Origin of the sequence: Aromatoleum diolicum (genome assembly GCF_012910955.1) — a bacterium.
GTDB lineage: Bacteria > Pseudomonadota > Gammaproteobacteria > Burkholderiales > Rhodocyclaceae > Aromatoleum > Aromatoleum diolicum.
Genome location: NZ_WTVQ01000006.1, coordinates 92,995 through 119,305 on the forward strand (window position 1 = coordinate 92,995; position 26,311 = coordinate 119,305).

General features: G+C 57.9%; 22 protein-coding genes. 8 read left to right on the forward strand and 14 right to left on the reverse strand.

Going from position 1 to position 26,311, the window contains the following annotated elements:
- Window positions 1–218: 218 nt before the first annotated feature.
- The 11 genes from ribBA to GPA25_RS05480 form a co-directional block, all read right to left on the reverse strand.
- Complete coding sequence (gene ribBA / locus GPA25_RS05430; RefSeq protein ID WP_169259344.1) at window positions 219–1,448, reverse strand: bifunctional 3,4-dihydroxy-2-butanone-4-phosphate synthase/GTP cyclohydrolase II; 1,230 nt, start codon at window positions 1,446–1,448, stop codon at window positions 219–221.
- On the reverse strand, window positions 1,426–2,127 hold the full coding sequence (ribA, locus tag GPA25_RS05435) for a GTP cyclohydrolase II (RefSeq protein ID WP_343034843.1): 702 nt from the start codon (window positions 2,125–2,127) through the stop codon (window positions 1,426–1,428). The genes ribBA and ribA overlap by 23 nt, the downstream gene beginning before the upstream one ends.
- Window positions 2,128–2,209: 82 nt before the next feature.
- On the reverse strand, window positions 2,210–3,853 hold the full coding sequence (locus GPA25_RS05440; protein WP_169259345.1) for an electron transfer flavoprotein-ubiquinone oxidoreductase: 1,644 nt from the start codon (window positions 3,851–3,853) through the stop codon (window positions 2,210–2,212).
- Between the two features lie 54 nt (window positions 3,854–3,907).
- Window positions 3,908–4,852 carry an electron transfer flavoprotein subunit alpha/FixB family protein gene (locus GPA25_RS05445; protein WP_169259346.1) on the reverse strand — a complete coding sequence of 315 codons (945 nt, stop codon included), beginning with the start codon at window positions 4,850–4,852 and terminating at the stop codon, window positions 3,908–3,910.
- Window positions 4,852–5,601: an electron transfer flavoprotein subunit beta/FixA family protein gene (locus GPA25_RS05450; RefSeq protein WP_169259347.1), complete on the reverse strand. Its 750-nt coding sequence runs from the start codon at window positions 5,599–5,601 to the stop codon at window positions 4,852–4,854. Before GPA25_RS05450 ends, GPA25_RS05445 begins: the two co-directional genes overlap by 1 nt.
- Window positions 5,602–5,633: 32 nt before the next feature.
- Complete coding sequence (locus GPA25_RS05455) at window positions 5,634–6,860, reverse strand: CaiB/BaiF CoA transferase family protein (RefSeq protein ID WP_169259348.1); 1,227 nt, start codon at window positions 6,858–6,860, stop codon at window positions 5,634–5,636.
- Between the two features lie 83 nt (window positions 6,861–6,943).
- On the reverse strand, window positions 6,944–7,507 hold the full coding sequence (locus GPA25_RS05460; RefSeq protein WP_246265388.1) for a YbhB/YbcL family Raf kinase inhibitor-like protein: 564 nt from the start codon (window positions 7,505–7,507) through the stop codon (window positions 6,944–6,946).
- A gap of 294 nt (window positions 7,508–7,801) precedes the next feature.
- A complete protein-coding gene (locus GPA25_RS05465) occupies window positions 7,802–8,413 on the reverse strand; it encodes a glutathione S-transferase (protein WP_169259349.1) in 612 nt (203 codons plus the stop codon).
- A gap of 123 nt (window positions 8,414–8,536) precedes the next feature.
- Window positions 8,537–8,836 (reverse strand): antibiotic biosynthesis monooxygenase family protein, encoded by a 300-nt coding sequence (locus tag GPA25_RS05470; RefSeq protein WP_169259350.1) that lies wholly within the window; start codon window positions 8,834–8,836, stop codon window positions 8,537–8,539.
- A gap of 190 nt (window positions 8,837–9,026) precedes the next feature.
- Window positions 9,027–10,604: a GMC family oxidoreductase gene (locus GPA25_RS05475; protein ID WP_169259351.1), complete on the reverse strand. Its 1,578-nt coding sequence runs from the start codon at window positions 10,602–10,604 to the stop codon at window positions 9,027–9,029.
- Between the two features lie 38 nt (window positions 10,605–10,642).
- Window positions 10,643–11,218 (reverse strand): gluconate 2-dehydrogenase subunit 3 family protein, encoded by a 576-nt coding sequence (locus GPA25_RS05480; RefSeq protein ID WP_169259352.1) that lies wholly within the window; start codon window positions 11,216–11,218, stop codon window positions 10,643–10,645.
- Between the two features lie 733 nt (window positions 11,219–11,951).
- Between GPA25_RS05480 and GPA25_RS05485 the strand changes: the two genes are divergently transcribed.
- The 5 genes from GPA25_RS05485 (at window position 11,952) to GPA25_RS05505 (ending at window position 18,225) form a co-directional block, all read left to right on the forward strand.
- The gene (locus tag GPA25_RS05485) at window positions 11,952–12,872 is read left to right on the forward strand and encodes a helix-turn-helix transcriptional regulator (RefSeq protein ID WP_169259353.1); all 921 of its coding nucleotides are present in this window, start codon (window positions 11,952–11,954) and stop codon (window positions 12,870–12,872) included.
- Window positions 12,873–13,111: 239 nt separating this feature from the next.
- Window positions 13,112–14,452: a sensor histidine kinase gene (locus GPA25_RS05490; protein ID WP_169259354.1), complete on the forward strand. Its 1,341-nt coding sequence runs from the start codon at window positions 13,112–13,114 to the stop codon at window positions 14,450–14,452.
- Window positions 14,449–15,111 carry a response regulator gene (locus GPA25_RS05495; protein ID WP_169259355.1) on the forward strand — a complete coding sequence of 221 codons (663 nt, stop codon included), beginning with the start codon at window positions 14,449–14,451 and terminating at the stop codon, window positions 15,109–15,111. The genes GPA25_RS05490 and GPA25_RS05495 overlap by 4 nt, the downstream gene beginning before the upstream one ends.
- Before the next feature lie 199 nt (window positions 15,112–15,310).
- Window positions 15,311–15,916 (forward strand): EAL and HDOD domain-containing protein, encoded by a 606-nt coding sequence (locus GPA25_RS05500; protein ID WP_169259356.1) that lies wholly within the window; start codon window positions 15,311–15,313, stop codon window positions 15,914–15,916.
- A 14-nt stretch (window positions 15,917–15,930) separates the two neighbouring features.
- Window positions 15,931–18,225 (forward strand): 4Fe-4S binding protein, encoded by a 2,295-nt coding sequence (locus tag GPA25_RS05505; protein ID WP_169259357.1) that lies wholly within the window; start codon window positions 15,931–15,933, stop codon window positions 18,223–18,225.
- Here GPA25_RS05505 and GPA25_RS05510 read toward each other — a convergent pair.
- The 3 genes from GPA25_RS05510 to GPA25_RS05520 form a co-directional block, all read right to left on the reverse strand.
- On the reverse strand, window positions 18,174–20,168 hold the full coding sequence (locus GPA25_RS05510; RefSeq protein WP_211162961.1) for a sigma-54-dependent Fis family transcriptional regulator: 1,995 nt from the start codon (window positions 20,166–20,168) through the stop codon (window positions 18,174–18,176). The two genes, GPA25_RS05505 and GPA25_RS05510, sit on opposite strands and share 52 nt — an antisense overlap.
- A 165-nt stretch (window positions 20,169–20,333) precedes the next feature.
- Window positions 20,334–21,500: an acyl-CoA dehydrogenase family protein gene (locus tag GPA25_RS05515; protein WP_246265389.1), complete on the reverse strand. Its 1,167-nt coding sequence runs from the start codon at window positions 21,498–21,500 to the stop codon at window positions 20,334–20,336.
- A gap of 12 nt (window positions 21,501–21,512) precedes the next feature.
- Window positions 21,513–22,325, reverse strand: a complete 813-nt coding sequence (locus tag GPA25_RS05520) for an IclR family transcriptional regulator (RefSeq protein ID WP_343034844.1) — start codon at window positions 22,323–22,325, stop codon at window positions 21,513–21,515.
- Between the two features lie 280 nt (window positions 22,326–22,605).
- On the opposite strand from GPA25_RS05520, the gene GPA25_RS05525 reads away from it, so the two are divergent.
- Genes GPA25_RS05525 through GPA25_RS05535 form a run of 3 tightly spaced genes read left to right on the forward strand, consistent with a single transcriptional unit; the run spans window position 22,606 to window position 26,132 of the window.
- Window positions 22,606–23,388 carry an enoyl-CoA hydratase gene (locus GPA25_RS05525; protein ID WP_169259359.1) on the forward strand — a complete coding sequence of 261 codons (783 nt, stop codon included), beginning with the start codon at window positions 22,606–22,608 and terminating at the stop codon, window positions 23,386–23,388.
- A gap of 2 nt (window positions 23,389–23,390) precedes the next feature.
- On the forward strand, window positions 23,391–24,911 hold the full coding sequence (locus tag GPA25_RS05530; protein WP_169259360.1) for a 3-hydroxyacyl-CoA dehydrogenase: 1,521 nt from the start codon (window positions 23,391–23,393) through the stop codon (window positions 24,909–24,911).
- An 18-nt stretch (window positions 24,912–24,929) separates the two neighbouring features.
- Window positions 24,930–26,132, forward strand: a complete 1,203-nt coding sequence (locus tag GPA25_RS05535) for a 3-oxoadipyl-CoA thiolase (protein ID WP_169259361.1) — start codon at window positions 24,930–24,932, stop codon at window positions 26,130–26,132.
- Window positions 26,133–26,311 lie beyond the last annotated feature (179 nt).

The following is a 26,311-nucleotide window of genomic DNA, read 5'->3' on the forward strand; positions in this document are numbered from 1 at the left end:
CCGCAACCGGAACGGCTCAATTGTCGTAATTCGAGAAGGAAGCGGCCATGGCGAGGAGTTCGAAGACTTATCAATTCGTCGGCTAGGTGAAACCGAGGTATCGAAGCGGTTACCGGCCCCTTGGGGCACGCGACGCACCAGGCGCGCGCGGCTGGCCAGTACCTGACTGCCGGGGGCACGGCATGCGGGCTCGCAAGCCGCGGGCATGCCGTGAACGACTATGCCACTGCGCGTACGCCCGGCTTTGGGAGTACCCGGTCGCCAGAAAGCGAAGGCACGAGACCCTGTTGTCCGATTGGCTCAGGACTCTCGTAACCCATGACTTGGAGATCAAACCCCGACATGTTCGGCATCGTGCGGGGATGAGCCATCAGGCGAAGGCGCCGAACTCCGAGATCCTTCAGTATTTGTGCGCCGATACCAAAGTCACGCAATTCGGATGAAGACCACGCTGCCATGTTCCGCGTAGCCGAATTACTCATGCTTTCCGCGACTACCGAGGAGCCCGCCGCCCAATTCAGGAGGACGAGAACCCCACGCCCCTCGCGCGAGATGCGAGCCAGAGACTCGTGAAAGTTCCATGAGTGACGACGATCGTTGATGTCCAGGAGGTCGATCGGCGAAGTGGGCTCATGGACTCGCGCGAGGACCTCATTTCCATCGTCGATATCCCCTCGGATCAGCGCCATGTGCTGAGTCTTAGCAATCGAGTCGTTGTAGACCACTAGCTTGCAGGGGCCATACGGAGTCTCGATGTCACGTTCCGAGAGCCTGGTCACCAGCGATTCGCTCCTGCTGCGGTAATGGATCAGATCGACAATAGTGCCGACCTTAAGGCCGTGTTTGACGGCGAACTCCGTCAAGTCGGGCAGCCTCGCCATCGTTCCGTCATCGTTGAGGATTTCGCAGATTACCGAAGCAGGCGTGAGTCCCGCCAAACGTGCCAAGTCACAACCGGCCTCGGTATGGCCGGCACGCGCCAGCACGCCGCCGGGATGGGCGCGCAGAGGAAACACATGCCCGGGCTGGACAATTGAATCGGGTGTCACATTCGCGCTCACCGCGACCTGCACCGTGCGGGCCCGATCAGGAGCGGAGATCCCGGTCGTCACGCCGGAAGCCGCCTCGATCGAGACGGTGAAGTTCGTGTGATGGGGCGATTTGTTCGAATCCACCATCATTGGAAGGCCCAATGTGCGACACCGCTCCTCGGTTAGCGTCAGGCAGATGAGGCCTCTACCGAAGCGCGCCATGAAGTTGATGGCCTCGGGGGTTACATGCTCGGCCGCTATCAGGAGATCGCCTTCATTTTCACGATCGGCCTCATCCACGATGATGACCATCCGACCGGCCGCCAACTCTTCAATGACTTCCTCGACTGAACTGATCTGGAAACCGGAATGGTTGTCGCTGGCGTGTTCGCCTTCATTCAATTGAGTGTGCGGCATTTTCCGTCTCCCGAATATACCTTTTCGGCCCAACCGGGGCCTGGTGTCCGTCCAACAGGTGACCAAGGCGCTTCGCCTTGGTCGAGAGGTAGGCACGATTGTCAGGCGTGGCCCTTACAACAAGCGGTATGCGCTCGACGACCTCAAATCCGAAATTTTCGAGCGCCGCCACCTTTCGGGGGTTGTTGGTCATCACGCGCAATTTGGTTACGCCGAAATGCTCCAACATCTCCTTGCAGACTGCATAGTCGCGGCCATCCGCCAGAAAACCGAGACGCTCGTTCGCGTCGACCGTGTCCGCTCCGTGATCCTGCAGAGCGTAGGCGCGCAGCTTGTTGAACAACCCGATGCCTCGCCCCTCCTGGCGCAGATATAGCAAGATGCCGCGCCCCTCTCGCGCAATCGACGCAAGAGCGGTTCGAAGCTGAGCGCCGCAGTCGCAGCGTTGGCTGAACAGGGCATCGCCGGTTAGGCACTCGGAGTGGACACGAACGAGCGCTGGAGCACTGCGATCGATCTCGCCAAACGTCAGTGCCAAGTGCTCCTTACCATCGGCCGAAAAACCGTGGAGCGTGAACTCGCCCCACTCCGTGGGAAGTCGGGTCTGAACGACATGCTGGACGATTGGGCCCTGGCAGATCGGCTGGTCCATTGCGGACAGATTAGAATTTTTCTGCACTGCAACTCCTACGCGAGCCCTACGCTCGATAACACTAACGGTTCGGGACATCACCCACTCGGACAACGCCGCACCACGTGCCTTACATGTTCGGATATACGGGCCCCTCACCGCCCTGCGGGACCACCCAGTTGATGTTCTGGTTGGGATCCTTGATATCGCAGGTCTTGCAATGGACACAGTTCTGCGCATTGATCTGGAGTCGCGGCTGGCCTCCCTCGCGACCGACGATCTCATAGACACCTGCCGGGCAGAAGCGCTGTTCTGGCGCATCGTACGTGGGCAAATTGACTTCAATGGGGAGATCGGCGTCCTTCAGTCGGAGATGACAGGGCTGATCCTCCTCATGGTTCGTATTGGAGAGAAAGACCGACCCCAGACGATCAAAGGTGATTACGCCGTCGGGCTTTGGATATTCGATCGGCTGGCATGCAGCAGCAGGACTCAGCTTCTCATGGTCGGGCGACCGATGATGCAGCGTCCAGGGAGCCACACCATTGAAAACGAGCTGATCCAAGCCGAAGAGGAGCGCCCCTAGCTTCAGACCCTTCGCCATGAAAGGCTTGAAGTTCCGTGCTTTATACAGTTCGTCGTACAGCCAACTATTCTCGAACTTACTTCGGTACGCGGTCAGCTCATCGCGCTCACGACCCGCTATCAGCGCTTCAAAACAAGCTTCCGCGGCGAGCGACCCCGTCTTGATCGCGCAATGTGACCCCTTGATTCGCGCGGCATTCAGGAAACCCGCGTCGTCGCCGACCAAGACACCACCGGGAAAGGTCAACTTGGGCAGCGACTGCACGCCACCTGCTACCAAGGCCCTGGCACCGTAGGAAATCCGCTTGCCGCCCTCGAGGAACTTGCGGATTTGCGGATGAGTCTTGAACCGCTGGAACTCCTCGTACGGCGACAGGTACGGATTCTCGTAACCAAGGCCGACCACAAACCCGACAGTCACTTGGTTGTTTTCCAAGTGGTAAAGAAAGCCTCCCCCGTAGGTGTCGGCTTGCATCGGCCAGCCACCACTATGGACGACCAGGCCCAGTTGATGCACGTCGGGATCGATTTCCCATAGTTCCTTCAGCCCGATAGCATAGGTCTGGGGGTCGGCGTCCGCGTCGAGCCTGTATCGTTTGATTAGCTGCTTTCCGAGATGCCCGCGGCAACCCTCTGCAAGGATTGTGTACTTCGCATGCAATTCCAGGCCCGGCTGGAAATTCGGCCCGTCGGAACCGTCGCGCAGGCGCCCCATGTCGCCGGTTACAACTCCCATCACGGCGCCGTTCTCGTCGAACAGGACCTCGGCACCCGCGAACCCGGGATAGATTTCTACGCCTAAAGCTTCAGCCTGCGTCCCCAACCAGCGACAGACGCTACCAAGTGAAATGACGTAGTTGCCCTCATTATGGAAACAACCCGGCAGCAGCGCATTCGGCACCTTGAAGGCACCGGATTCCGACAGGATGAAGAAGCGATCCTCGGACACGGGGGCGTTGAGGGGGGCACCGTCGTCCTTCCAGTTCGGCAGCAGTTCGGACAGGGCACGTGGATCCATCACGGCACCCGAGAGTATGTGAGCGCCGATCTCGGCGCCCTTGTCTATCAGGCACACCGAAATGTCCCGACCTGCTTCGTTCGCAAGCTGTTTCAGCCGTATCGCCGAAGCCAACCCAGCGGGTCCGCCTCCGACGATGACGACATCGAACTCCATCGATTCACGCTGCATAGCAACTCGTCCGACAATTGACTGGCCCAGCGCGCCCCCTATCGGCGACGCCCTTCATTTCAGTGCAGCGGTCAGTTGCGGTACGACTTCAAACAGATCGCCAACCAGCCCGAAATCGGCCACCTGAAAGATCGGGGCATCCGGATCCTTGTTGATGGCGACAATGATCTTTGAGTCCTTCATGCCAGCGAGATGCTGGATGGCTCCGGACACGCCAATCGCGATATAGAGCTGCGGGGCCACGATCTTGCCTGTTTGGCCGACCTGATAGTCGTTCGGCACGAAACCCGCATCCACTGCGGCGCGCGAGGCCCCAAGGGCTGCACCAAGCTTGTCGGCCAACGGTTCAAGCAGTTTGTGATAGTTCTCGCCATTACCCAACCCGCGCCCACCTGAAACGATGACCCGTGCGGCAATGAGCTCAGGACGGAGCGATTTGGAAACTTCCCGGCCGACCAACTTCGACTGGCCAAGGTCGGGACCCGCCGTGATGCTCTCGACAACTGCATAGCCCTCCTCTCCAGCTGCATCGAATGCCGTAGTACGGACGGTGATCACCTTTACCGCATCGATCGATCTAACGGTAACCAGCACGTTGCCTGCGTAGATTGGCCGCACGAAGGTATCAGCCGACTCCACCGCCACGATATCGGAGATCTGTGCCACATCGAGCAGCGCCGCAATGCGCGGCATGAGGTTCTTGCCTGCACCGGTCGCTGGCGCTAGCACATAGTCATATGCACCCCCTTCCGCTTTCACAAGGGGGACGATGAGTGCAGCCAAATTTTCCGCCGTCTGGTCCGCATAGTGCGGCGCATCGGCAAAGATAACCTTGACGACGCCCGCCAGCTTGGCCGCGGCCTGGGCGGCTTGAGCGCAATTCATGCCCGCCACCAAAACATGGATATCCCCACCGATCCGAGCGGCGGCGGCAACCGTATTGCGGGTCGCCGATCTCAGAGAATCGTTATCGTGCTCGGCTATGACCAGGATTGCCATCAAATTACCTTTGCATCATTCTTGAGTTTATGGACCAGTTCGGCCACATCCGCGACCCGGACGCCCGCACTGCGTTTCGGCGGAAAAGCGTATTTAACTGGAACATGACGCGGGGAAATGTCGGCACCCAAGCTTCCCGCCGCAATAGTTTCCAGTGGCTTCTTTTTGGCTTTCATGATGTTGGGCAGCGACGGATAGCGCGGTTCGTTGAGGCGAAGGTCGGCCGTGATAACGACGGGCAGTCCGCACTCGAGAGTTTCCAGCCCCCCATCGACCTCCCGCGTTACGGCCGCCCTTCCGTCCGCAATCGTGATCTTCGATGCGAAGGTTGCTTGGGGCGATCCGAGAAGTCCGGCGAGCATCTGGCCCGTCTGATTTGCGTCGTCATCGATCGCCTGTTTACCGAGAATGACGAGCTCGGGCGCCTCGCGCTCGACGATGGCGCGCAGGAGCTTGGCGACAGACAGCGGCTCGAGTTGGACGTCGGTCTCCACCAGAATCGCTCTATCAGCGCCGATCGCCATTGCGTGCCGTAGCGTCTCCTGGCACGCGGACACGCCGCAGGTGACTGCTATGACTTCGGTCGCCAGATTCGATTCCCTAAGACGTACCGCCTCTTCAACGGCGACTTCGTCAAAAGGATTCATCGACATCTTCATATTCGCAAGATCGATGCCGCTTCCGTCGCTCTTCAGACGGACCTTGACGTTCGGGTCAATGACCCGCTTGACCGGTACAAGTATCTTCATTGATTGGTTCTGCGTAGTACTTTTTCGGCAATTCAACGGCCAACGACAGCCGCATCCTTGAGTTCCTCGATGCGTTCGGCACTAACCCCGAGCAACGAGCTGAGCACTTCGGTACTGTTCTCGCCAAGCATCGGCGGCGCTTTCAGATACTCCACTGGCGTACGCGAAAGCCGTATCGGACTCGCCACCAGAGGAACCTCCCCCGCCAGACGATGGGGAATCCGAATCTGCATGCCCCGATGAACGACCTGCGGGTCGGCAAACACGTCCTTCACTCCGTTAATGGGTCCGCAGGGAACGCCGCATTGTTCGAACAGCGCAATCCACTCGGCGGTGGTACGCGTAAGCACGACCTCGTTGAGCAGCGGAATCAGATGCTGACGATTGGCGACACGCGTCGCATTGGTCCGGAAACGTTGATCCTCCGCCCATTCCGGATGGCCGACAGCCAAACAGAACTTCGAGAACTGACCATCGTTACCGACCGCCAGAATCATGTAACCGTCCTTGGTCTTGAGATCCTGATACGGGACGACATTTGGATGCCCGTTGCCCATGCGGACGGGCTCCTTCCCCGTCGTTAGGAAATTCATTGCCTGATTGGCCAAACACGCTACCTGTACGTCCAAGAGTGCGAGGTCGATTTGCTGCCCAAGACCTGATTGCTCGCGCTCGGCGAGTGCCGCAAGGATGGAGATTGTCGCGTAGAGACCAGTCGTAATGTCTGCGAGTGACAGTCCTGCCTTTTGCGGCCCAGCGCCGGGCTCGCCATCCGGACGCCCCGTGACACTCATCAGTCCCCCCATACCTTGGATCAGAAAATCGTACCCGGGACGTTGTGCGTAAGGACCATCCTGGCCAAAGCCAGTAATCGAGCAATAGATAAGGCGCGGATTAATCTTGGAGAGCGTTTCATAATCAAGGCCGTAGCGTTTCAGCGTCCCGACCTTGAAGTTCTCGATAAAGACATCCGATGTGGCTGCCAGGTGGTATATCAGCTCCTGACCTTCAGAACGCGAGATATCAATCGCAACGGACTTCTTGTTCCGGTTGCAACTGCTGTAATAGGCAGACTCGGTTGTGTCGTCTCCGTCCTGATTCTTGACGAACGGCGGACCAAAGCTCCGCGTATCATCCCCCGTATCCGGGCGTTCAATCTTGATTACGTCGGCACCGAGATCGGCAAGTATCTGGGTGGCGAGTGGCCCTGCCAGAATTCGCGACAGATCCAGAACCCTGACATGTGAAAGCGCCGCCATGGTTTCTCCTTTAAGCATTATTGGGTGGAACTTGTTTCATTGGGGTATGCGACGCTGTCCTGATGGAGCAACCGAAGCCGGGACTACTTACGCACAGATTTCGCGACAAAACTCGCCTTCGCCAAACTGTTCAAGTTCAGCATGTAGCCGACCATTGCCGCCGGTGTGTCTTCACCGAGTTCGATCCTCTCCGTTTTGAGGGCAAACACGGTGAACGTGAACCGATGCGGCTTATCGCCCTGCGGCGGACATGGCCCCCCCCAGCCTGGTTTGCCGAAATCGGTTCGGCTTTGCACGGACCCCTTCGGCAACCTCCCTGCTGACGGGTCACCCGCGCCTTGGGGCAGCGATGTCGTATCAGGCGGCAAATTGAATACCACCCAGTGCCACCATCCACTCCCGGTTGGTGCGTCCGGGTCGTACACGGTCACAGCAAAGCTCTTCGTACCCTTGGGTGCGTTCTTCCATGTCAGAGCGGGCGAGACGTTGCCGCCCTCGCATCCGAACCCATTGAGCACGTACTCTTTGGAGATTTCCTGATTGGCTTTGATGTCTGGGCTTTCAATCGAGAATCCAGCTGCGAGAGCCAGCGTGGGAACAAACAGCAAAGTTGATAAGAGGGTTTTACTCATTTCTTCGATCTCCATTGGTATGAGTTCGTACTGGTCGGGAATCAGCTGAGGAAGCGCCCGCAACATAGGGCATACGTGAGAAAGTCTTTAGATCGGGGCCTGATGTGCAAGCACGTGTGAATTCAAACGGCACTTCCTTCCCTCGCGCCAACCCGGTTGCAACCTCCTCAAGCGTCGTCTGCCGCGTGTTGCGGAATCGCGCCTACTTGCCGACGACGTTGATGATTCAAAAATGCACGTACACCGATACGCTACACGGAAGCAGAAACACTCAATTTTCGGTAGAGATCCCTCCCGGAAATTTCTGCCTCAAGCGTGCAGGACCGTGGACAGAACCGACTCGCGCTCGCTTTGTGCTGCATACCACGAAGCGAGCGCAGGACGTGCACTGCGCCAGTCGTATGACGTAAAGCGGAAATCGAGGTAGCCGAGCGCGCAGATCGTACTCACACCACCAATGGTGAGGTCGCCATCCAACGCTTTGATCTCACGGGCAATCGCATCCAATGCGAAATCGATTTTCGCCTGCTGTCCATCGATCCACTTGTCCCATCGCAACAGTTCAGGTCGCATCGCAGTCTCATAACGCAGCAATACTGCGGCATCCAAAAGACCATCCGCCAACGCCTGTTGCCTTAACGCAGTCCAGCGGGCTTCTCCCATCGCCGGCACCAACTTCCGCTCTTCATGAAGACTGTCGAGATATTCACAGATAACGGGAGAATCATAGAGAGCAACTCCATCATCTCGCAGCAATACCGGGATCTTCCCAAGCGGATTCCTGCCACTCACATCCGGGTTCACCGATATTGGCATCACCGTTACATTGACTTCCTCGACTTGGCCGGCGACTCCCAATTCGCGAACAAAAATTCTTACCTTCCGTGCGAAGGGCGACATCGGTGACATCAGCAACTTCATAACACGACTCCTTTCCCGATGGCCGCCGGCTAATCGCGGCCCCTAACCTTCTTACAGTACGAGTTGATCACTGCGACGAATTCAATCTCACAATACATCCGTCGATTCCAGCAGCGCCTTCAATCACCCCGACGACCGTTGGTAACGCAACTCACAGACCTTAATGTCGTAACTTGAAAAGAAAGATCGCCCGAATTCCTTTGCCGCAAGATGCAAAGGATGCTCGGACCACGCACGATGCGACACTTCATCACGAAATTCGACGATGAAGCACGCCTCGCCATCGTCGGCCAGATACTGCTTCATCGAAATGAACCCATCCAGATCGGGCAGAAGCGGGGCAAGACGATTAAACCATTCGCTATATTGCATTTGCATCGAATGATCGGCGCTACCCTTGGCGCGAAACACGGTCACATACACGTTCTTCTCCTTTGAATTATCGCTCGCAGATCATTCTCTGGCATTTGGACGGACGGCAAACTCTCGCCAGCAGAAATCAAACTGACGCTCGCAATGGCACGTCAGAATGGCGCGCGGGTCTCGGTTCGGCCACGAAACCATCACATTCTCAGTGTGTTGTTTGAAACCGAGAGGCTCGCAGACTCAATGATTAGATCTCGCCCTTCTTCATCTGGTCGGCAATATATTCGGCCTGACGAATTGCAAGGGAGACAATGGTCAGTGTCGGGTTCGCAGCCGCGCTTGAGGTAAACTGGCTACCATCAGAGATAAACAGGTTCTTGACATCATGGGCCTGGCCCCATTTATTGACCACGCCGTCCTGCGCCTTAGCGCTCATTCGGTTGGTCCCCATGTTATGACTCGAGGACCACGTGGGCATTTCCAGGGTGCGATGGGCTCCGAGCGCCTCGTTGATCTTTCTCCACTGGACAGCGCCGTGGCGGCGCAGCATTGCGTCATTGTCATGGTCCGAGTTGGAGACGATGGGCACCGGCAGCCCGTATTGATCCTTCTCTGTCGCATGCAGGTAGACGCGATTGCCCTCTGACGCCAACTGCTCGCCGCACGTCCATACACCAGTCATGTGGTCATAGGCCTCGGCCGCAGAGCTCAACTCTCGTCCCCAACCAGCGGGAGGCCGGAGGAACGCAACGGTGAACGGCAAGCCCAGTTGCAACACTTCGAAGTAGTACCCGCCGTAGAAACCTCGGGACGGATCATTCTTTGCCTCGTCGCCGATAATCGCAGCGACGGCGTTACTGCGATGCATATTTACGGGCTTCTCGTGAACCGAAAGCAAGCCCTGGGTAGCATGCGCCATATAGTTCTTGCCCACCTGGCCCGACGAGTTCGCAAGGCCGTTCGGGAAAATGCTGCTAGCCGAATTGAGCAGCAATCGCGGAGACTCGATGGAGTTTGCAGCCACGGCAACCAGCCTCGCTTTCTGCAGGTGCTTGTTGCCATTTTTGTCCGCGTATAGCACGCCACTGACCTTTCCCGACTTGTCGTGCTGGACCTGCAACACCATGGACTCGGGACGCAACTCGACTCGCCCGGTCTTGAGCGCGCGCGGAATTTCCGTGTACGCCGTCGACCATTTCGCCCCAATCTTGCAGCCCTGCATGCAGAAGCCAATCACCTGACACGCCGGACGGCCATCGTATGCCTGTGAGTTGATGGCCATCGGGTGCGTAAAGTCCTTGTAGCCGATCTTCTTCGCACCCGCGATTGCGACCTTCGCGAGATTGGACTCTGGCAGTTGCGGCATTCCCCCTGCCACACCAGAAACGCCCATCTTCTGCACCGCGCGATCATAATAGGGCGCCAGATCCTCGTAGGAAATCGGCCAGTCCAACACGTTCGCGCCCGGAATATCCCCGTAAGTCGTCCTGGTTTTGAACTCATACGGCTTGAAGCGCAGAGACACACCTGCCCAGTGCATCGTGGAACCACCCACGCCTTTCACGATCCAGGCCGGAAGATTGGGGCCGGTATCGGTCACCGACCATGCACCGCGCGCGACGCGCTTGTCCAGCCAGCTCAGCTTCAGGAACATGGCGAATTCGTCGTTCTCGATATCATCGAACGTGAACTGCTTTCCTGCCTCAAGAACAACGATCTTATTAACACCCTTCTGGGCAAGCTCATTCGCCAGGGTGCCACCACCAGCGCCCGAGCCAATAATAACAACGACTTCTTCGTCGTTCAGATCAAAAATTGCAGCCATGATGTTTATTTCCTATGCGCAGGTAATCGGGCACGAATTCAGAGCCAGTCGATGTTGTTGAATCCACGCTCGATGTAGCCGCCTTTCTCCCATGAAGAGCCTTCGTAACCGAATTGCGACCAAACTTCCTTGTTGTTATAGATCCCGTACAGCAGATCTCCGCGCAATTTCTGAAAGAACGCCGACTGCTCAATGTCATACAAAATAACCACTCGATCACCTTCCGATAAAATCTCCGCGTATGTCTTTCCAAACCGCTTCATGGAACGGCGATTCAGATCGTTCACGCCATCGGATAGAAGCTTCTTGAAAGCAGCATCCGTCGCCGCTTTCTGGTCGTATGGATTGACGACGGCTGCATAATATTTATCGTGGAGCTTTTCATGCGGAAAGATGTCGCGAGCCATTCGCATCAATGTCTTTCCAAGGTCTTGACCAAGATTGGAAAAGCTTGCGCTCAGAGTTGGCTGTGGCGGCGACGTTGCCGCCAGCCCTGCTGCGGGAACCACGGCCAGCCCGATAGCAGCCCCACCCCCATGCTTCAGGAAGGCGCGCCTACTCAAGCCGGTCGTACCCTCTGCCCTAATTGTCTGATTTTCGCTGAGGCGTTCCACAGTTCGCTCCACGTATGGTTAGTAATGATCCCGACGATCAATGCGTATCGGTAATCAGACTCGTCTCCTAGACTGGAACTTATTCTGCAGCGAGCCCTGTAAGCGAAACCATGGCGGACGGTATGCTCGCTTAGCGCAAAGTCTGATTGCGCGAACAGCGATAGTGCGAATCATCGATCTGGCGTCTCCCCTTGATGCGGGCATGCGTCAATTCAGAGGGCCAGGAGGCACGCGAGCGGGATTTCATTGCCCCCATGGTCCGTCGCTGCTCGGCGGCTGAGTCAATGCGCATACGCCAATACCGCGCACAAAGCTCGACTGTGGCACGGCTCACAATGGATTCATGCAGCACTCCAAGACGGCCAAGGCTCAATGTGCGCGTGCACATAAGCATCTCTTGCAGCCCACGCCTCGACCACTCCGAATCGGAGAATTCGTCCCCTGCACATCCCTTCACGACTAGGTTGAAGTACGAAGTCAGTGGTAACAATCCATCGGGCGGTGGCCAGTCGCTCGATCACCTGGGTGATACACGGGCGGGCATGGATGACGCAGGTGTAACCATGCGTTAACAGAGCGACGTTACACGTGTTACATCGAAGGTAACAGTTGAATAATCCTTAAGCCATTGTTTGCACGAAACAATTAATGATGGCACGGAATGTGAGTGTCAGTCTTCGGCAGTCCAAAGAAACGACACGAGACTGCGACACATAACGAAGAGGAGACACAGATGTCGAACGGATTGCGGGTTCTTCACGGCGAGTTTGGCCGGGCGATGCTCATCACACTCGAGAGCTCGATCACGCTCCAGGCCTATCGCACATGCCAATTTCTCTTCCGGGTTGATGGTCCCGACATGGAGGTATCGGTGCGAGACGGGAGGCATCGGTTGAGCGACGACAACGTGATAATGCTCAATGCATGGGCAGCACACTCGCTTGAGATTGAGGAAGACGCTCCGCCCGTCACCCTGCTGGTCCTGCATATAGAGCCGACTTGGTTGAGGCAACTGGGCCGCCAGTTCGCAGCCTGCATGCATCCGAAGTTCTTTTCGACACCCAGTGGCGTCATTCCGGCGTCAGCACGCATGCTCGTGGATGAGCTTGTCGACATGATCGCCTATGAGCCGACACCTAGCAGTACCCAACTTGAGCAGCTGGCGGTGGCGCTAACGACCGCACTCGCTGCTGAGTACTCCGAGCCGAAGCGGCTTTCCAACTTCGAGACCTTGGGTGGAGTCGGCTGCGACGCACGGATCCGAAAAGTGCTGTCGGTCATGCGCGAATCTGTAGGCGAACCGATTGTAGTCGAGGAGCTTGCAAAGCTCGCTCGCATGTCGCGCCCTCATTTCTTCCACTTATTCAAGCAGGAAACGCAACTAACACCAATGGCATACGCCAATATGATGCGCTTGGATACGGCTATTAAGGAGATCTCGGAAACCTCGGATTCGCTACTCGAGATTTCCCTCCGCCTGGGGTTCGAGTCGCAAGGCAATTTCACTCGGTTCTTCAGGATGCATCTGGGCGTGTCGCCCAGTCAGTACCGGCGAAGCGTCACGGTCATCGCGCCAGAGCAGCCTATCCGGGAGGCCGTCGCCAGCAGCAACAGGCGTTTTGGCGAATACTCGAGAGTTGGCGCTCTGGCGTGACTGCAGAGCACTAAGGAGCCCCGCGCTCTCGTAGAGCATCGAACGCCGATGGAAGGTGGTCCCGGAGCGACCTCCCGAAAGAGGCTCCGACATCATTCAGATTCCTGATGCAGGGATGACGTAGGGTTTGTGGACCGAGGTGCGTAGGGAATGTGACTCGTGTGGAGCGCCATCCCAAGCCAGCCCGCGATACACGTCCGCCATCAGGTTTCAAGCATTCGCGGAGGGAGAGTTGAAAAATGAGTCTGCGTCTGCGCGTCATTCTTCTAATGAACTCACTCCTACTCGTCTTCGTAGGGGCGCTTAGTGTCGTCTCCCTGGACATCCTGAAATCCGCGGTTCGCGAGGAAGTGCGGGCTGCAACCAAGGTGGCGACACAAACCTTGACGGCAGCGGCAAAGATGCAAGATGGCGAGATTTCTCGTCTGAAGCCCTTTCTAGAATCGTTGGGGCGCTTACGGGCAAACGATCTGGTACTCATTGACGCCAACGGGCAGGAGTTGTATCGCGCGCCGCCATCCGAGTACAAGAAAGACCGTTACGCCCCTGACTGGTTCACCCGCATGATCGACGCCAGTCCCGAAGCGGTGACGCTCCCTCTACGAGGCGGCACCTTGCAGATCATCCCTGACAGCTCGCGCGCCACTGTCGATGCCTGGGATGATGCCTGCAACCTGCTTGCGCTAATCCTCACCTTCTTTCTCGGTGTGCATTGGCTCGTGCAATGGCTTATCAGCCGCACGCTGCAGCCGATGCATCACATTCTCATTGGATTGAGCGAAATTGAACGCGCCAACTTCTCCGCACGTCTCCCTCACTTTGCTTTGCCGGAGTTTTCGCAATTAAGCGAGACCTTCAACCGCCTCGCAGCCAATCTGGCTTCGACCTTGAACGAAAACCGCCGACTAGAGCTAGATCAGCACGTCGCTGCGCTCCTGCGGCAGCGCCTGGAAGAAGAGCGACGCAGTCTTGCCCGCGAGATGCACGACGAACTTGGGCAATGCATAACAGCGATCCGGACCATCGCAGTCTCGATCTCCCATCGCGCGCAGTCCGCATCGCCAGATATTCACGGCAGAGCGCGTACGATTGCGTCAGTCGCGGCGGGAATGTATGACATGGTGCACCACATGATTTCGCGGCTCCGCGAAGCCGAGCCTGCCGAACCTGATCAAGTACCGCCGCTACGAGCTTTGGTCGACGCATGGAAAGTGCGGAACCCGGGCATCAACGTTAATTGGAACAGCGGCCCCATCGGACTCGAATCGATGGGTCACGATCTGAGCTTGGCAGTATTCCGCGTGGTGCAGGAGTCACTCACAAATGTCGCGCGCCACTCCGGTGCAACTCAGGTCGACATCACCCTGCAATGCGACGTTCGAAAGGGACTTGAGGTCGTGGTCCGGGACAATGGACGCGGACTCACGGGTGATGCAAATGCCAAGACCGGGGGCTTTGGTTTGCTAGGAATGCGCGAACGAGTGGAATCGCTTTGCGGAACGTTTTGCCTCGACAGCGCGCCCGGCCATGGGGTATGCGTCATGGCCCAGTTGCCCATCGCAAGGAGTAGCCTAGATTGAAAACCATTCAGGTCCTACTCGCAGACGATCATGCGGTTGTCCGCATGGGGTTCCGCCTGCTCCTGGAAACCACCGACGACATCCGCGTGGTCGCCGAGGCATCGAGCGGAGAGGAGGCTTGCCGCATCATCGCCGCGCAGCAGCCGGATGTCGTAGTCATGGACGTCTCAATGCCGGGCATCGGAGGAATCCAGGCAACCAAACGCCTCATCGAGCGTCATCCAAACCTGCGCATCCTGATGCTCTCGGCACATATGGATAGCGTCCATCCGAGACTCGCACTGAAAGCCGGCGCAAGGGGATATATGACGAAACGAAGCGCGGCGGAGGCATTGGTGAGTGCTATTCGCCAGGTCGCCCAAGGCTGCATTTACCTTGAACCAAACATCGCCCACGAACTGGCACTGCAACAAATCAATGGAGCCAATGATCCAGTGGAGATGCTCACCCTAAGGGAATTCGAAGTATTCAAGCAGTTGGCAAGTGGCAGATCAGTACGGCAGGTGGCGGACAGTTTCTTCCTGAGCCAAAGCACTGTCGGAACCCATCTCTACAACATCAAACAGAAGCTTGGCGCGGGAAACAGCGCTGAACTTGCCATGTTTGCGGTGCGCTCCGGCATTGTCGATATCGGCGCAGTTAATCCTATCCCAGGATAATTTCTGATTCCTTGTGATCTTTTTATTGACGTACGGCCATGTCCAGCATTTCTAAAGGCGTCGATTATGAAGTCCAGTGCTCAAGGAAGTCTTCCTCTCTCCTCCGGGTGGCCTCCCCCCCCGTTAACGCCGAGTTTCGGATGAATACCATCCAAGACTCGGCATTTTTTTCGCCAGAATTCGTAGCAGGAGCCTTCTGATGGCGCAGGAGAGTTCGATCACCATAATCGCGCGGCAACCAATCGTCGATCGTAGATTGCACGTGGTTGCTTACGAATTATTGTTCCGCTCGCACGCTGGCTGTAACACGATTGACAATATCGATTCGGCATCCGCTACCGTAGTCGTTCGGGATGCTCTTCGAAACGTCGGCATGAGTACCATAGTTGGTGATTGCACAGCCTTCATTAATGTGGATGGACCGACACTACTCAGCCCGGCCATCGAGGCCTTGCCGCCAGAACGGGTAGTGTTCGAACTGCTAGAGACCATTGAGGTTGACGAGTCGATCTTAAAGCGTTGCCGCGAACTAAAGAGACGGGGCTATCGCCTAGCCCTTGACGACTTCGTCAGTTACGACGAAGCCTATGAACCGCTGCTGGAGATCGTGGACATCGTCAAACTCGACGTTCTGCAGCTTAGCGCCGAGTGTTTGTCGCGACTGGTGAGGCACTTACGCTCGTGGCCGCCAAAGCTGCTCGCGGAAAAAGTCGAGACGCCACAAGGCGCCAGGACCTGCTTTGACCTAGGCTTTAGTTTCTTTCAGGGGTTCTATTTCGGTCGGCCGGCAGCGATGCAAGTGTGATGAGGGGTCGGTGCATGACATTGCTCGCCCGCCAAATAACTTTGTTTGCGGGCTGGCTTCTGACGCTCTCCATGCCCGCCGTAGCCGGTGAGTTGACTATCTCCCAACTCGAGAGCCGCTTTCCCCCGCCCCTTCATGTTCAGCAGCAGCTGGCCGATTTGCCGGCATGGCCACTCACGAGCGACGTTCAGCCCGGAGAGGGCACGATAGGGTACGTCTTCGAATCGATCGACCTTGCGCCACTGCCCGGTTTCGCAGGGACCCCTATCAATCTTCTGGTCTCGCTGGATCGAACCGGCAACTTCATGAATGTCGAGGTTCTCAACCAACGCGAACCAATCTTTCTCGACGTTCTGGACCGCCAACTCTTGCGTGAGTTTGTCGGCCAGTACGCAGGAAAGAGCGTTAAGCGGGAGATCGTTGTCGCCGCGAACCAATCCACTAACCCACTTCGGAATTCTGCTAACCGCATCGAGCTGGACGGGATCACCCGCGCCACCACCTCCGTTCGCATCCTGAATCAGACGGCCCTTGCGTCCGCACTCGCAGTCGCGCGCGCCAAGTTAGGGTTCACGGATTTCGGCCAACGTGCACCGGCTCAGCCACGCATCGACGTATTTGAGCGCCGTGATTTCACAGAACTGCTAGCACGCGGCATGATCGCCCGACTGCGCGTCAGCAACGAAGAAACGGAAAGAATATTCACGGAGACCGACGGGGTCGGTGCGGACCCGGATGGTCTCGCCCACCCGAGCGCCCCGTTTGTTGACCTCTACGTTGCCTACCTCAATGCACCGACAATCGGACGCTCCCTTCTGGGGGACGATGCCTATGAAAAGTTGATGCACAAGCTACCGGAGGGGCGACAGGCACTGTGGGTCGCCACCGCAGGCCGGTATTCCATGATCGATGATGATTTCGTCCCCGCCGGCATACCACAGCGTCTTTCCCTGACCCAGGACGGATTGCCCGTGGAACTGCGCGACCTAGTATTCGATCTGCCCACGCTGATCGGGGCGCCGGAATTCAACGCTTCACGCATCTTCAGCGTGTATGCCGGGGCTGGTCTGGACCCCGGCCGCACCATGGAACTGACGCTTACCCTGACGCGTGTCACGAAGAAGGGGCTCATCCTGCCGCGGATCATTCAGCAACCGGTGACGCTCAAATACCGCCCACCCAAAACGCTGTTTGAATACCCGGCCGAGCCTTTGCCAGAATGGCTACAAGCATGGAACGCCCGATGGGTCGATCTCGTGATCATTTCTGTCGCGTTCCTGGTGCTGAGTCTCGTGTTGTGGCGCCCACGCTGGGTAGCTTCACGAGCCGAACGATTGAACTCCTTCCGCGTTGTGTTCCTCAGCTTTACCCTGATTTACATCGGCTGGTACGCACAAGGACAGCTTTCCGTTGTGCAAATTACCGGGATACTGAGATCTTTGATGTCGGGACAGGGACTCGGCAGCCTCCTCTATGATCCGGTGTCGGTTCTTCTTATCGCCATCGCAATGGTAACCCTGTTGATTTGGGGACGCGGCACGTTTTGTGGCTGGCTGTGCCCCTTCGGAGTCCTGCAGGAGGCGGTTAGCGCACTATCCCGGCGCCTGCGCCTCCCTCGTCTGCATCTACCCACTCCCCTTGTCCACCGGCTCCAGCGTGTTCGATATGCGGTCCTTGCTGTCTTGGCTGTATGCGCGGTGGCAACTCCAAGCGCCGCAGAATCATTGGCCGAAGTCGAACCGTTCAAGACGGCCATTACCGTCGGCTTCGACCGCAGCTGGCCCTTCGTCGCCTATGCGGTACTCCTGTTGATTGCCGGGGTCTTCTATTTCAAATTCTTCTGCAAGTTCATCTGCCCTCTCGGAGCCGCACTGAGCCTCGGTGGGAGGCTGCAAATTCTTTCGTGGATACCACGCCGCGAAGTATGCGGCCGCCCTTGTCAAACCTGTCGCACTCGTTGCGCGTACGATGCGATCAAGGCGGACGGAGCGGTCAGCTATGATGATTGCTTCCACTGCTTGGATTGCGTCGGCATTTACCACGACATCGAACGCTGCGCGCCGATACTGCTGTATCGGAGGAAAGGTTTAGTCATGACGCCTGCCGGCGTACGCAAAGGGGGCAAGACGCTGCGCAGTATCGATGAGCTTCCGGGAAAACTCCGCGCTAGCGTGATTTCCCAAACTTCGGCGGCCCAGCCATGCAGACGATTCATAGATGGCGTGCTCGTGCGAACACGTGCACGCCATCTATCGAATCAATGGGTCTCGTTGGGAGGCACGATGCCGAATCGCTTCATCTGGCGATAGATGGTCACGCGGGACACGCCCAGCTCAGCTGCAGTCGCTGTGATGTTCCACTTGTGCCTCCTGAGCAGCCGGAGCAGCTCCTCGCCTTTCGGCTCGGCAGGTGTCTCGGTCGGCAACGCTGCCGTGCGGCCCGGCCAAGGGGATTCTTCGAGCTGCACGGCGGGGATACGCGGGAGCACAAGTTCGCGAGGCAAGTCCTGCACCCGGATCTCACCATCTTCGGAGAGCGCCAACGCATAGCGCAACGCATTGCGCAGCTCGCGGATGTTACCCGGCCAGGAATAACGGGTTAGTGCCTCCAGCGCGGCCGAGGAGATGGAAGCGGCTCCCCCCTGCGCTTCGGATTCAGCGCGGAGCAAGCGCTCGATGATGAAGCCGATATCTTTGCGCTCGCGCAAGGATGGCAAGTACAGCGTGGCCCCGCCAAGCCGATAGTACAGATCCTCGCGGAATTTGCCGTCCGCAATCATCGTGCGCAGATCCCGGTGCGAGGCGGCAATCACGGTGAGCTCCACGCGCACCGGCTTCTCCGCGCCGATCGGCATCACTTCGCTCTCCGACAGCACCCGCAGCAGCCGCGTCTGCAAGTGCAGCGGCATGTCGCCGATCTCATCGAGGAACAGCGTGCCACCATCCGATTGTTGGATCAGCCCCTTCATGCCTTTGCTGCGCCCGCCCGTAAAGGATCCCGGGGCATAGCCGAAGAGTTCGCTTTCGATCAGCGACTCGGGGATCGCCGCGCAGTTGAGCGCTACGAAGGGCTTGCGTGCCCGCGTGCTGGACTTGTGCAGTGCCCGGGCAAATATCTCCTTCCCCGAGCCGGTCTCGCCCTGGATCAGAATATTGACCTTGCGATTGACCAGACGCTTGGCTTGCTCGAGCGTGCGCTGCATTACCGGATCATCACCAGCCAGCGAATCGAGCGCCGCGTGATCTTCGGCCCCGAGTTGGCTGGGAAGCCACTTCTCCTGGAAGATCACCCGCAGATCCTTCTGCCGTCGTGGCAGCCTCACCGACAGGTAGTACAGATTCTGCCCATCCGCGGTCATCACCGAGTTATCGGAGCCCACCCCGCGCGCCGCGCGCCAGATGTCGTCCATGGTGCATTCGAACACCTCGGGCACTGCGCGACCGATGATCCAGTCGCTTGGCTGCCCCGCGCTCGCCAACTCGCGACGAACCGTGGTGTTTGCCCCCACGATCACCCCCTCGTCGTTGAAGGCAAGCATCATCTCGCCACTCACCTCGGCAAACGCCCAAGTGCGGCACAGTCGCAGGATCCATTGGTCCCCGAAGCGAAGAATGAAGTTCGCGTCCTCGATCGCCCTCGCGTGCAGGGCCGTCAGCTGCAGCGCCAGGTACTGGCTGTCCTTGCTGCGCGGCGAGTTCATGGCGGTGATGTTCAGCACCGCGAGCAAATCCCCGCGGGGATCGAAAATGGGGGCTGCCGTGCACGACAAACCGATGTGCTTGACGTTGAAGTGATCCTCCTGATGGCAGATTAGGGGGGTTCGCTCCGCAATGACCGCACCGATGCCGTTGGTGCCCGCGTGATTCTCCTTCCAGTCGGCACCCACATATACGCCGGCCGCCTTGAGCTCCGCATCCCCGCCCGCATTGGCGATGTAGTCCACCGTGACCCCTTCGCCATCAGACAACAGCAGCACATAACCGAGCGACGCCACCTGCTTGTACAGCTGCTCCATCCCCGAGCGCGCCACGCGCAGAAATTCGTCGATGCGCTCCTTGTGCTCTCTCAGTTGCGAGGACGTGATGATTTGCGCAGGCTCCGGACGTGCAGGATCCAAACCATAGCTCGACGCACAACGCATCCACGAGCGCCGTATGGCTTCGTCCGGCTCCGCCATCCTCGACGGATGACCGCGCCCACTGATCACATTGTTGACTCGCTCAATGTGCCGAGACTGGCCTTCTATGACCACACAAACCTCCTCCTCGAATACGCCGACGCATCGTTATCTATTCATGGCTTGGCGCCGGGCGTAATGATTTGAGCTTCTTATTGACCTGCGAGCTCTTGCCGCTAACTATACATCTACCCCCTCAGGCAGGGAGGACTGCTTTACCAATAGAAGACGAGCAAGATATCACCGTGCGCTATTGGCCGCATCCCGGATCATGTTCCGGGCAATCACCAGTTGCTGGATCTGTGTCGTCCCTTCGTAGATGCGGAACAGACGCACATCGCGGTAAAAACGCTCCACTGCGTAATCCGATACGTAGCCTGCTCCCCCATGGATTTGAACGGCACGGTCGGCCACTCGGCCGCACATCTCCGACGCAAACAACTTGCAGCATGAGGCTTCGGTCGAAATGTCCTGCTTCTCGTCACGACGGCGAGCCGCATCAAGGATCATGGAACGAGCCGCGTAGATTTCCGCCCTGCTGTCCGCAAGCATGGCCTGGATCAGCTGAAACTCGGCGATAGGTTTTCCGAACTGCTCCCGCTCCATGGCATAGCGCAGCGCATCATTTAGCATCCGCTCCGCGGCTCCAACACAGATTGCCGAAATATGCAGGCGACCCTTATCGAGGACTTTCATCGCCGTTCTGAATCCCATTCCCTCCTGCCCGCCGATGATATTGCTAGCGGGCACCCTGCAGTCGTCAAAAATCACGTCGCAGGTGTGCGCGCCCTTCTGACCCATCTTCTTGTCTATCTTGCCGAGAGTAATCCCCGGGGTTCCCTTCTCAACAATAAATGCCGAAATTCCCCCCGCACCCTTGATTTCGGGGTTGGTGCGAGCCATCACTGTAAACACCCCAGCCTCAGGTGCATTGGTGATAAAGCGTTTCGTGCCATTGAGGACGTAGAAATCGCCGTCGCGGACGGCGGACGTCTTCAGTGAGGCGGCGTCGGAGCCTGCCCCCGGCTCAGTGAGTGCAAAGGAGGCGATCAGCTCACCAGATGCCAACTTCGGCAAGTAATACTGTTTTTGCTCGTCAGTGCCATCGACAATCAGCCCCTGCGAGCCGATACCGTTGTTGGTTCCGATCAGGGAGCGGAATGCGGGCGATGCCTTCGCGATTTCAAAGGCAATAAGAACCTCTTCTTCCATCGTCAGGCCTAGCCCGTCATACTGCTCCGGAATGCATAAACCAAATAATCCAAGCTGGCGCATTTCCTCAACGATTTCGTCTGGAATCCTATCGGATTCTGCAACGTTCTCCTCTACTGGAATCAGCCGCTCGCTCACAAAGCGAGAGACAGTATCGAGGAGGAGGTTAAGAGTTTCCTGGTCCCGAATCATCATTCTTCCATGTTGTTATGGCCGCCCCATGAGGTTGCCAATGCGTTTCACAAGACTAACCAATCGCGGTCCGATCTCGTTCTCGAGCTTTTCCCGCGTAAGGATGTAAGCCGGGCCGCCACAGTTGAATGCCGTAATGCTGTCATCCAGACCTGCAATCGCCACGCCGACACCAACAATTTCCGGATTCCACTCGCCGAGCGACAGACAGAATCCACGGTCCTCGTAATCCCTCAAACCCTGTTCGATACCTGCCTTGATGCGGGGCCACTGCGCTTCGTCGCGAATACGAATCTGGTCAAGCAGGAAATTGCGATCGGGTTCAGGTATGGCTGCGAGATAAGCACGCCCGATCGACGTCGTCGCAAGCGGCAAGCGGGCCCCTACTCCGTGCTGCAATGCAATTGGCGCGCTACTGCGTACGGTTTCCACATAAACCATACTCAATCGATCACGGACTCCGATCGATACGGACGCCCTGGAAAACTCTGCCAACTCCTGCATGAATGGCCGGGCCACCCGGCGCACGTCCAAGTTCGACAGCATGGCGTAACCGAGAGAAAGCACTCCGGAACCCAAGCAATATCGCCCATGCTCCTCCGAGAAATCGAGGTACCCCAACTTGGTGAGCGTTCCCGCCAATCGGGAGACCGTCGGTTTGGGAATCCCCGTCCGCCGAGCCAACTCCGTTACACCTAGGTAACGCTCACCAGGCCCGAAACACCGCAGCAATTCGAGACCTCGCGCCAACGCAGTAACGAACTGGCGGTCCTTCTCAAGCGGTTCTTCGTCAAAACGCTCAATGTCGTTGCTGTACAGAACGCTCACGTTACCTTCCTTGAAATCGTCCGTTGCTCGAACTGCGACTCTATCGAGCCACTTGAATCCTAGCATGCGTCTTTAATCGACGCAATTTTTTGAACCATCGGTTCGCATAGCGAACCAAAACAAAATCCATGTCCGCGCCATCAAAACTAGCAAGCGCCGCATGGATAGTGCCTTATGGCAAAACTAAGAGCGTTTTCGCGATTTCTACATCGCTTTACAGATCTCAACATCCTGTGATTCACTCATTGCGCACTCAATTTATGTGAACCATTGTTCCGCTATGCAAACCACCACTGATCCTGTAGTCGTCACGAGACCCACCGAAAGAATCGCCATCGTTCAGCTGAACCGTCCGGACGCCCGGAATGCACTGAACCAAGAGTCCCGCATGCTCCTGGCCAGGCACTTTGAAGCGCTTGGCCGGGACCTGGACATACGATGCGTGATTATCACCGGCGGAAATAAGGTGTTTGCGGCGGGAGCCGATCTCAAAGAGATTGCCGACGCGTCGGCCATCGAGATGCATCAGCGCCAAGTGCATCGCCTCTGGAAAGCCATTTCGGACTGTCCGAAGCCCGTCATCGCAGCCGTCAACGGCTACGCCCTGGGGGGTGGATGCGAACTGGCCATGCATGCCGACATCATCGTCGCCGGTCGAAGCGCTCAGTTCGGTCAGCCGGAGATCCGGGTCGGCATCATGCCTGGGGCGGGCGGCACCCAGCGCCTTACCCGTGCGATCGGGAAATTCAGGGCGATGAAGCTTCTGCTCACTGGTCAACCCATCTCCGGCGACGAAGCCTATGCGATGGGGCTGGCAAGTGAGGTTGTGGAAGACGCAAAGGTCCAGGACAGGGCCATGGAGCTCGCCCAAATGATTGCCGATATGCCGCCACTGGCCGCTACTCAGATCAAGGAGACCGTCCTTGCAGGCCAGGACGCTTCGCTTGAAACGGGATTGATGCTGGAACGGAAGGCCTTTCATCTGCTATTCGCGAGCCGCGATCAGAAGGAAGGCATGGCTGCCTTTTTCGATAAACGTACCCCTACCTATCTTGGACAGTGACCATGTCTACGGAACAGCACACGACTGAAGTAATCGGTATCGTCGGTACCGGCCTGATGGGTCGTGGTATCGCACAAATCGCTGCACAGGGTGGCATTGAGGTCATCCTCTATGACATTCGGCCCGGTGGCGCCGAGGAAGCTCGGGCGGCAGTTGTCTCGACATTCGAAATGCTTGCCTCCAAAGGCAAGCTCACGTCGGAACGAGCCGAGGCCGCCGCCGCGCGTCTGAGCGTTGCCGTAGAGTTGACCGAGCTTAAATCGTGCTCGATCGTCGTCGAGGCCGTTGTTGAAAAACTCGAGGTCAAGGGTGAGCTGTTCCGCCAGCTGGAAGCTGTAGTTTCCGAACAGTGCATCCTCGCCACCAACACCTCGTCACTGTCGGTCACGGCAATCGCTGCGAAGTGTGCGCGACCGGCGCGTGTCGCTGGATTTCACTTCTTCAGTCCCGTACCGCTGATGAAGGTAGTAGAGGTGATCGCTGGACCACTGACCCAACAGGTGGTCGTGGACCGCTTGATCGGCATCGCCAATCGCATGGGTCACACGCCTGTCCGCGCCAGTGACACGCCTGGGTTCATCGTCAACCACGCAGGCCGAGGATACGTAACCGAGGCCTTGCGTCTGCTCGGCGAAAGTATCGCTCCACACGCCGAAATCGACCGCATCCTTCGCTTGGGAGCCGGCTTTCGCATGGGTCCCTTCGAGCTTCTCGATCTCACGGGATTAGATGTTTCCCAGCCGGCGATGGAGGCGATATATGAGCAGTTCTACCAGGAACCGCGTTTTCGCCCGTCTCCAATTGCTCGACAACGCCTCGCAGCAGGCTTGCTGGGACGCAAGACGCAACGCGGCTTCTACCGATACGAAAACGGCCAAAAAGAGGAAACCTCCACGCCAGCAGTCCCTCCTCGCGAGGATTTTCCAGTCTGGCTCGATGCGGGACAGTCAAGGGAGAATCCGGCGGTTGCGGAGTTGCTGAAAAAACTCGGGGCATCGCTCGACAACGGAGAACGCCCAGGCGACACGTCTCTTTGCCTCGTCCTGCCCATCGGTCGCGACGTGACTACGTGTGCCGCCGCGGCAGATCTGGATCCGACAAGAACCGTCGGACTGGACCCGCTGTTCCTGACCGGCTGCCGCACCCTCATGACCAATCCACTCACTTCGAACAAATACCGAGATGCGGCACACGCACTTCTGGCTTCCGACAGTGTTCCGGTCGCAGTAATTCATGACAGCGCAGGTTTCGTGTCGCAAAGGGTAATCGCGACCATCGTCAATATTGGCTGCGACATCGCGCAGCAGGGTATCGCCACGCCTGAAGACATCGACCGCTCAGTAACCCTCGGTCTTGGATACCCCTTTGGTCCACTTGCAATGGGGGACCGTCTCGGCGCGCAGCTCGTTCTGCGGATCCTCGACGAAATGCACGACTTCTATGGGGATCCCCGCTATCGCCCGAGTCCATGGCTAAAGCGCAGGGCGCTCCTTGACGTATCGCTACTGACCCCGGACAACTGAAATTACCAAGGAACTTCCATGCTCGACGCTTACCTTTACACCGGCCTGCGTACTCCGTTCGGCCGCCAAGCCGGAGCCCTTGCCCCGGTTCGGTCGGACGACCTGCTTGCGGGCGTCATTCGAAAGCTATTGGCCGATTCACCCTTTACAGCCGATCAGATCGAGGACGTTGTGGTCGGTTGCGCCTGCCAGGCGGGTGAGGACAGCCGTAATATCGCGCGTCACGCAGCATTGCTGGCCGGACTACCAGCCAACATCCCGGGCATTACGGTAAATCGCCTCTGCTCCAGCGGCCTGGCCGCCGTCCTTGACGCCGCACGCGCCGTAACCTGCGGAGAAGGCGATCTGTACATCGCCGGTGGCGCTGAGAGCATGAGCCGCGCACCCTTTGTCGTTGCAAAGAGCGAAAGCGCCTACGGACGCGATTTCAAGGTCTTTGATTCGGCCATCGGCGCACGATTCCCAAACCCGGAGATCACACGAATTTATGGCGGCGACACCATGCCAGAAACGGCCGACAATGTCGCGCGTGACCTCGGCCTCACCCGGGAGGAATGCGATCGCTTTGCTGCGGCGTCCCAAGCCCGCTTTGCTGCAGCGCAGGCAAGCGGCTTCCTGTCCGGCGAGATCACACCGGTCGAAGTTGTAACCGGCCGCAAGACGCCCCCGCGAGTGGTGCAGGTTGATGAACATCCGCGTCCGGAAACGACCGCCGAGTCGCTGGGTCGCCTGAAGGCACTTCATCACGAGGGGGCAACCACCGCCGGAAATTCTTCGGGAATCAATGACGGCGCCGTCGCGATGTTCATCGGCAACAAGGCAGTCGGGGAAAAGGCGGGAATCAAGCCCTCCGCCCGCATTCTGGCCGGTGCAGCCGTCGGCGTTGAGCCGCGCGTCATGGGCATCGGCCCGGCCTATGCCATTCCGAAAGCCCTCGAACGCGCCGGACTCAGCCTCGCCGACATGGACGTGATCGAGATCAACGAGGCATTCGCGGCCCAAGTGTTGGGGTGCCTCAAACTCATGAACGTCTCCTTTGACGACCCTCGGGTCAATCCGAATGGAGGAGCGATCGCGGTGGGTCATCCACTAGGCGCATCGGGCGCCCGCCTTTTGCTCACCGCCGCTCGCGAACTGGAGCGTCGCCAGGGCCGCTATGCGGTCGTAAGTCTTTGCATCGGCGTCGGGCAAGGCTTGGCCGCGGTCATTGAGCGCTTGTGACATATCGTTGAGATCGCCCATCGCTAAGGATGTCCATCTCTTTGAGCGTTTCATTTCAGCAGTGGTTGCCGCGGGATTGGGATCTTCTACGCCCAGTGCCGCGCCTGAGCGTCGGCGACCAAGATTCAATAGCTCGTGCCAACTGCCGTCTGCGTCCTTTTCCGTGCGACGGCCAGTTG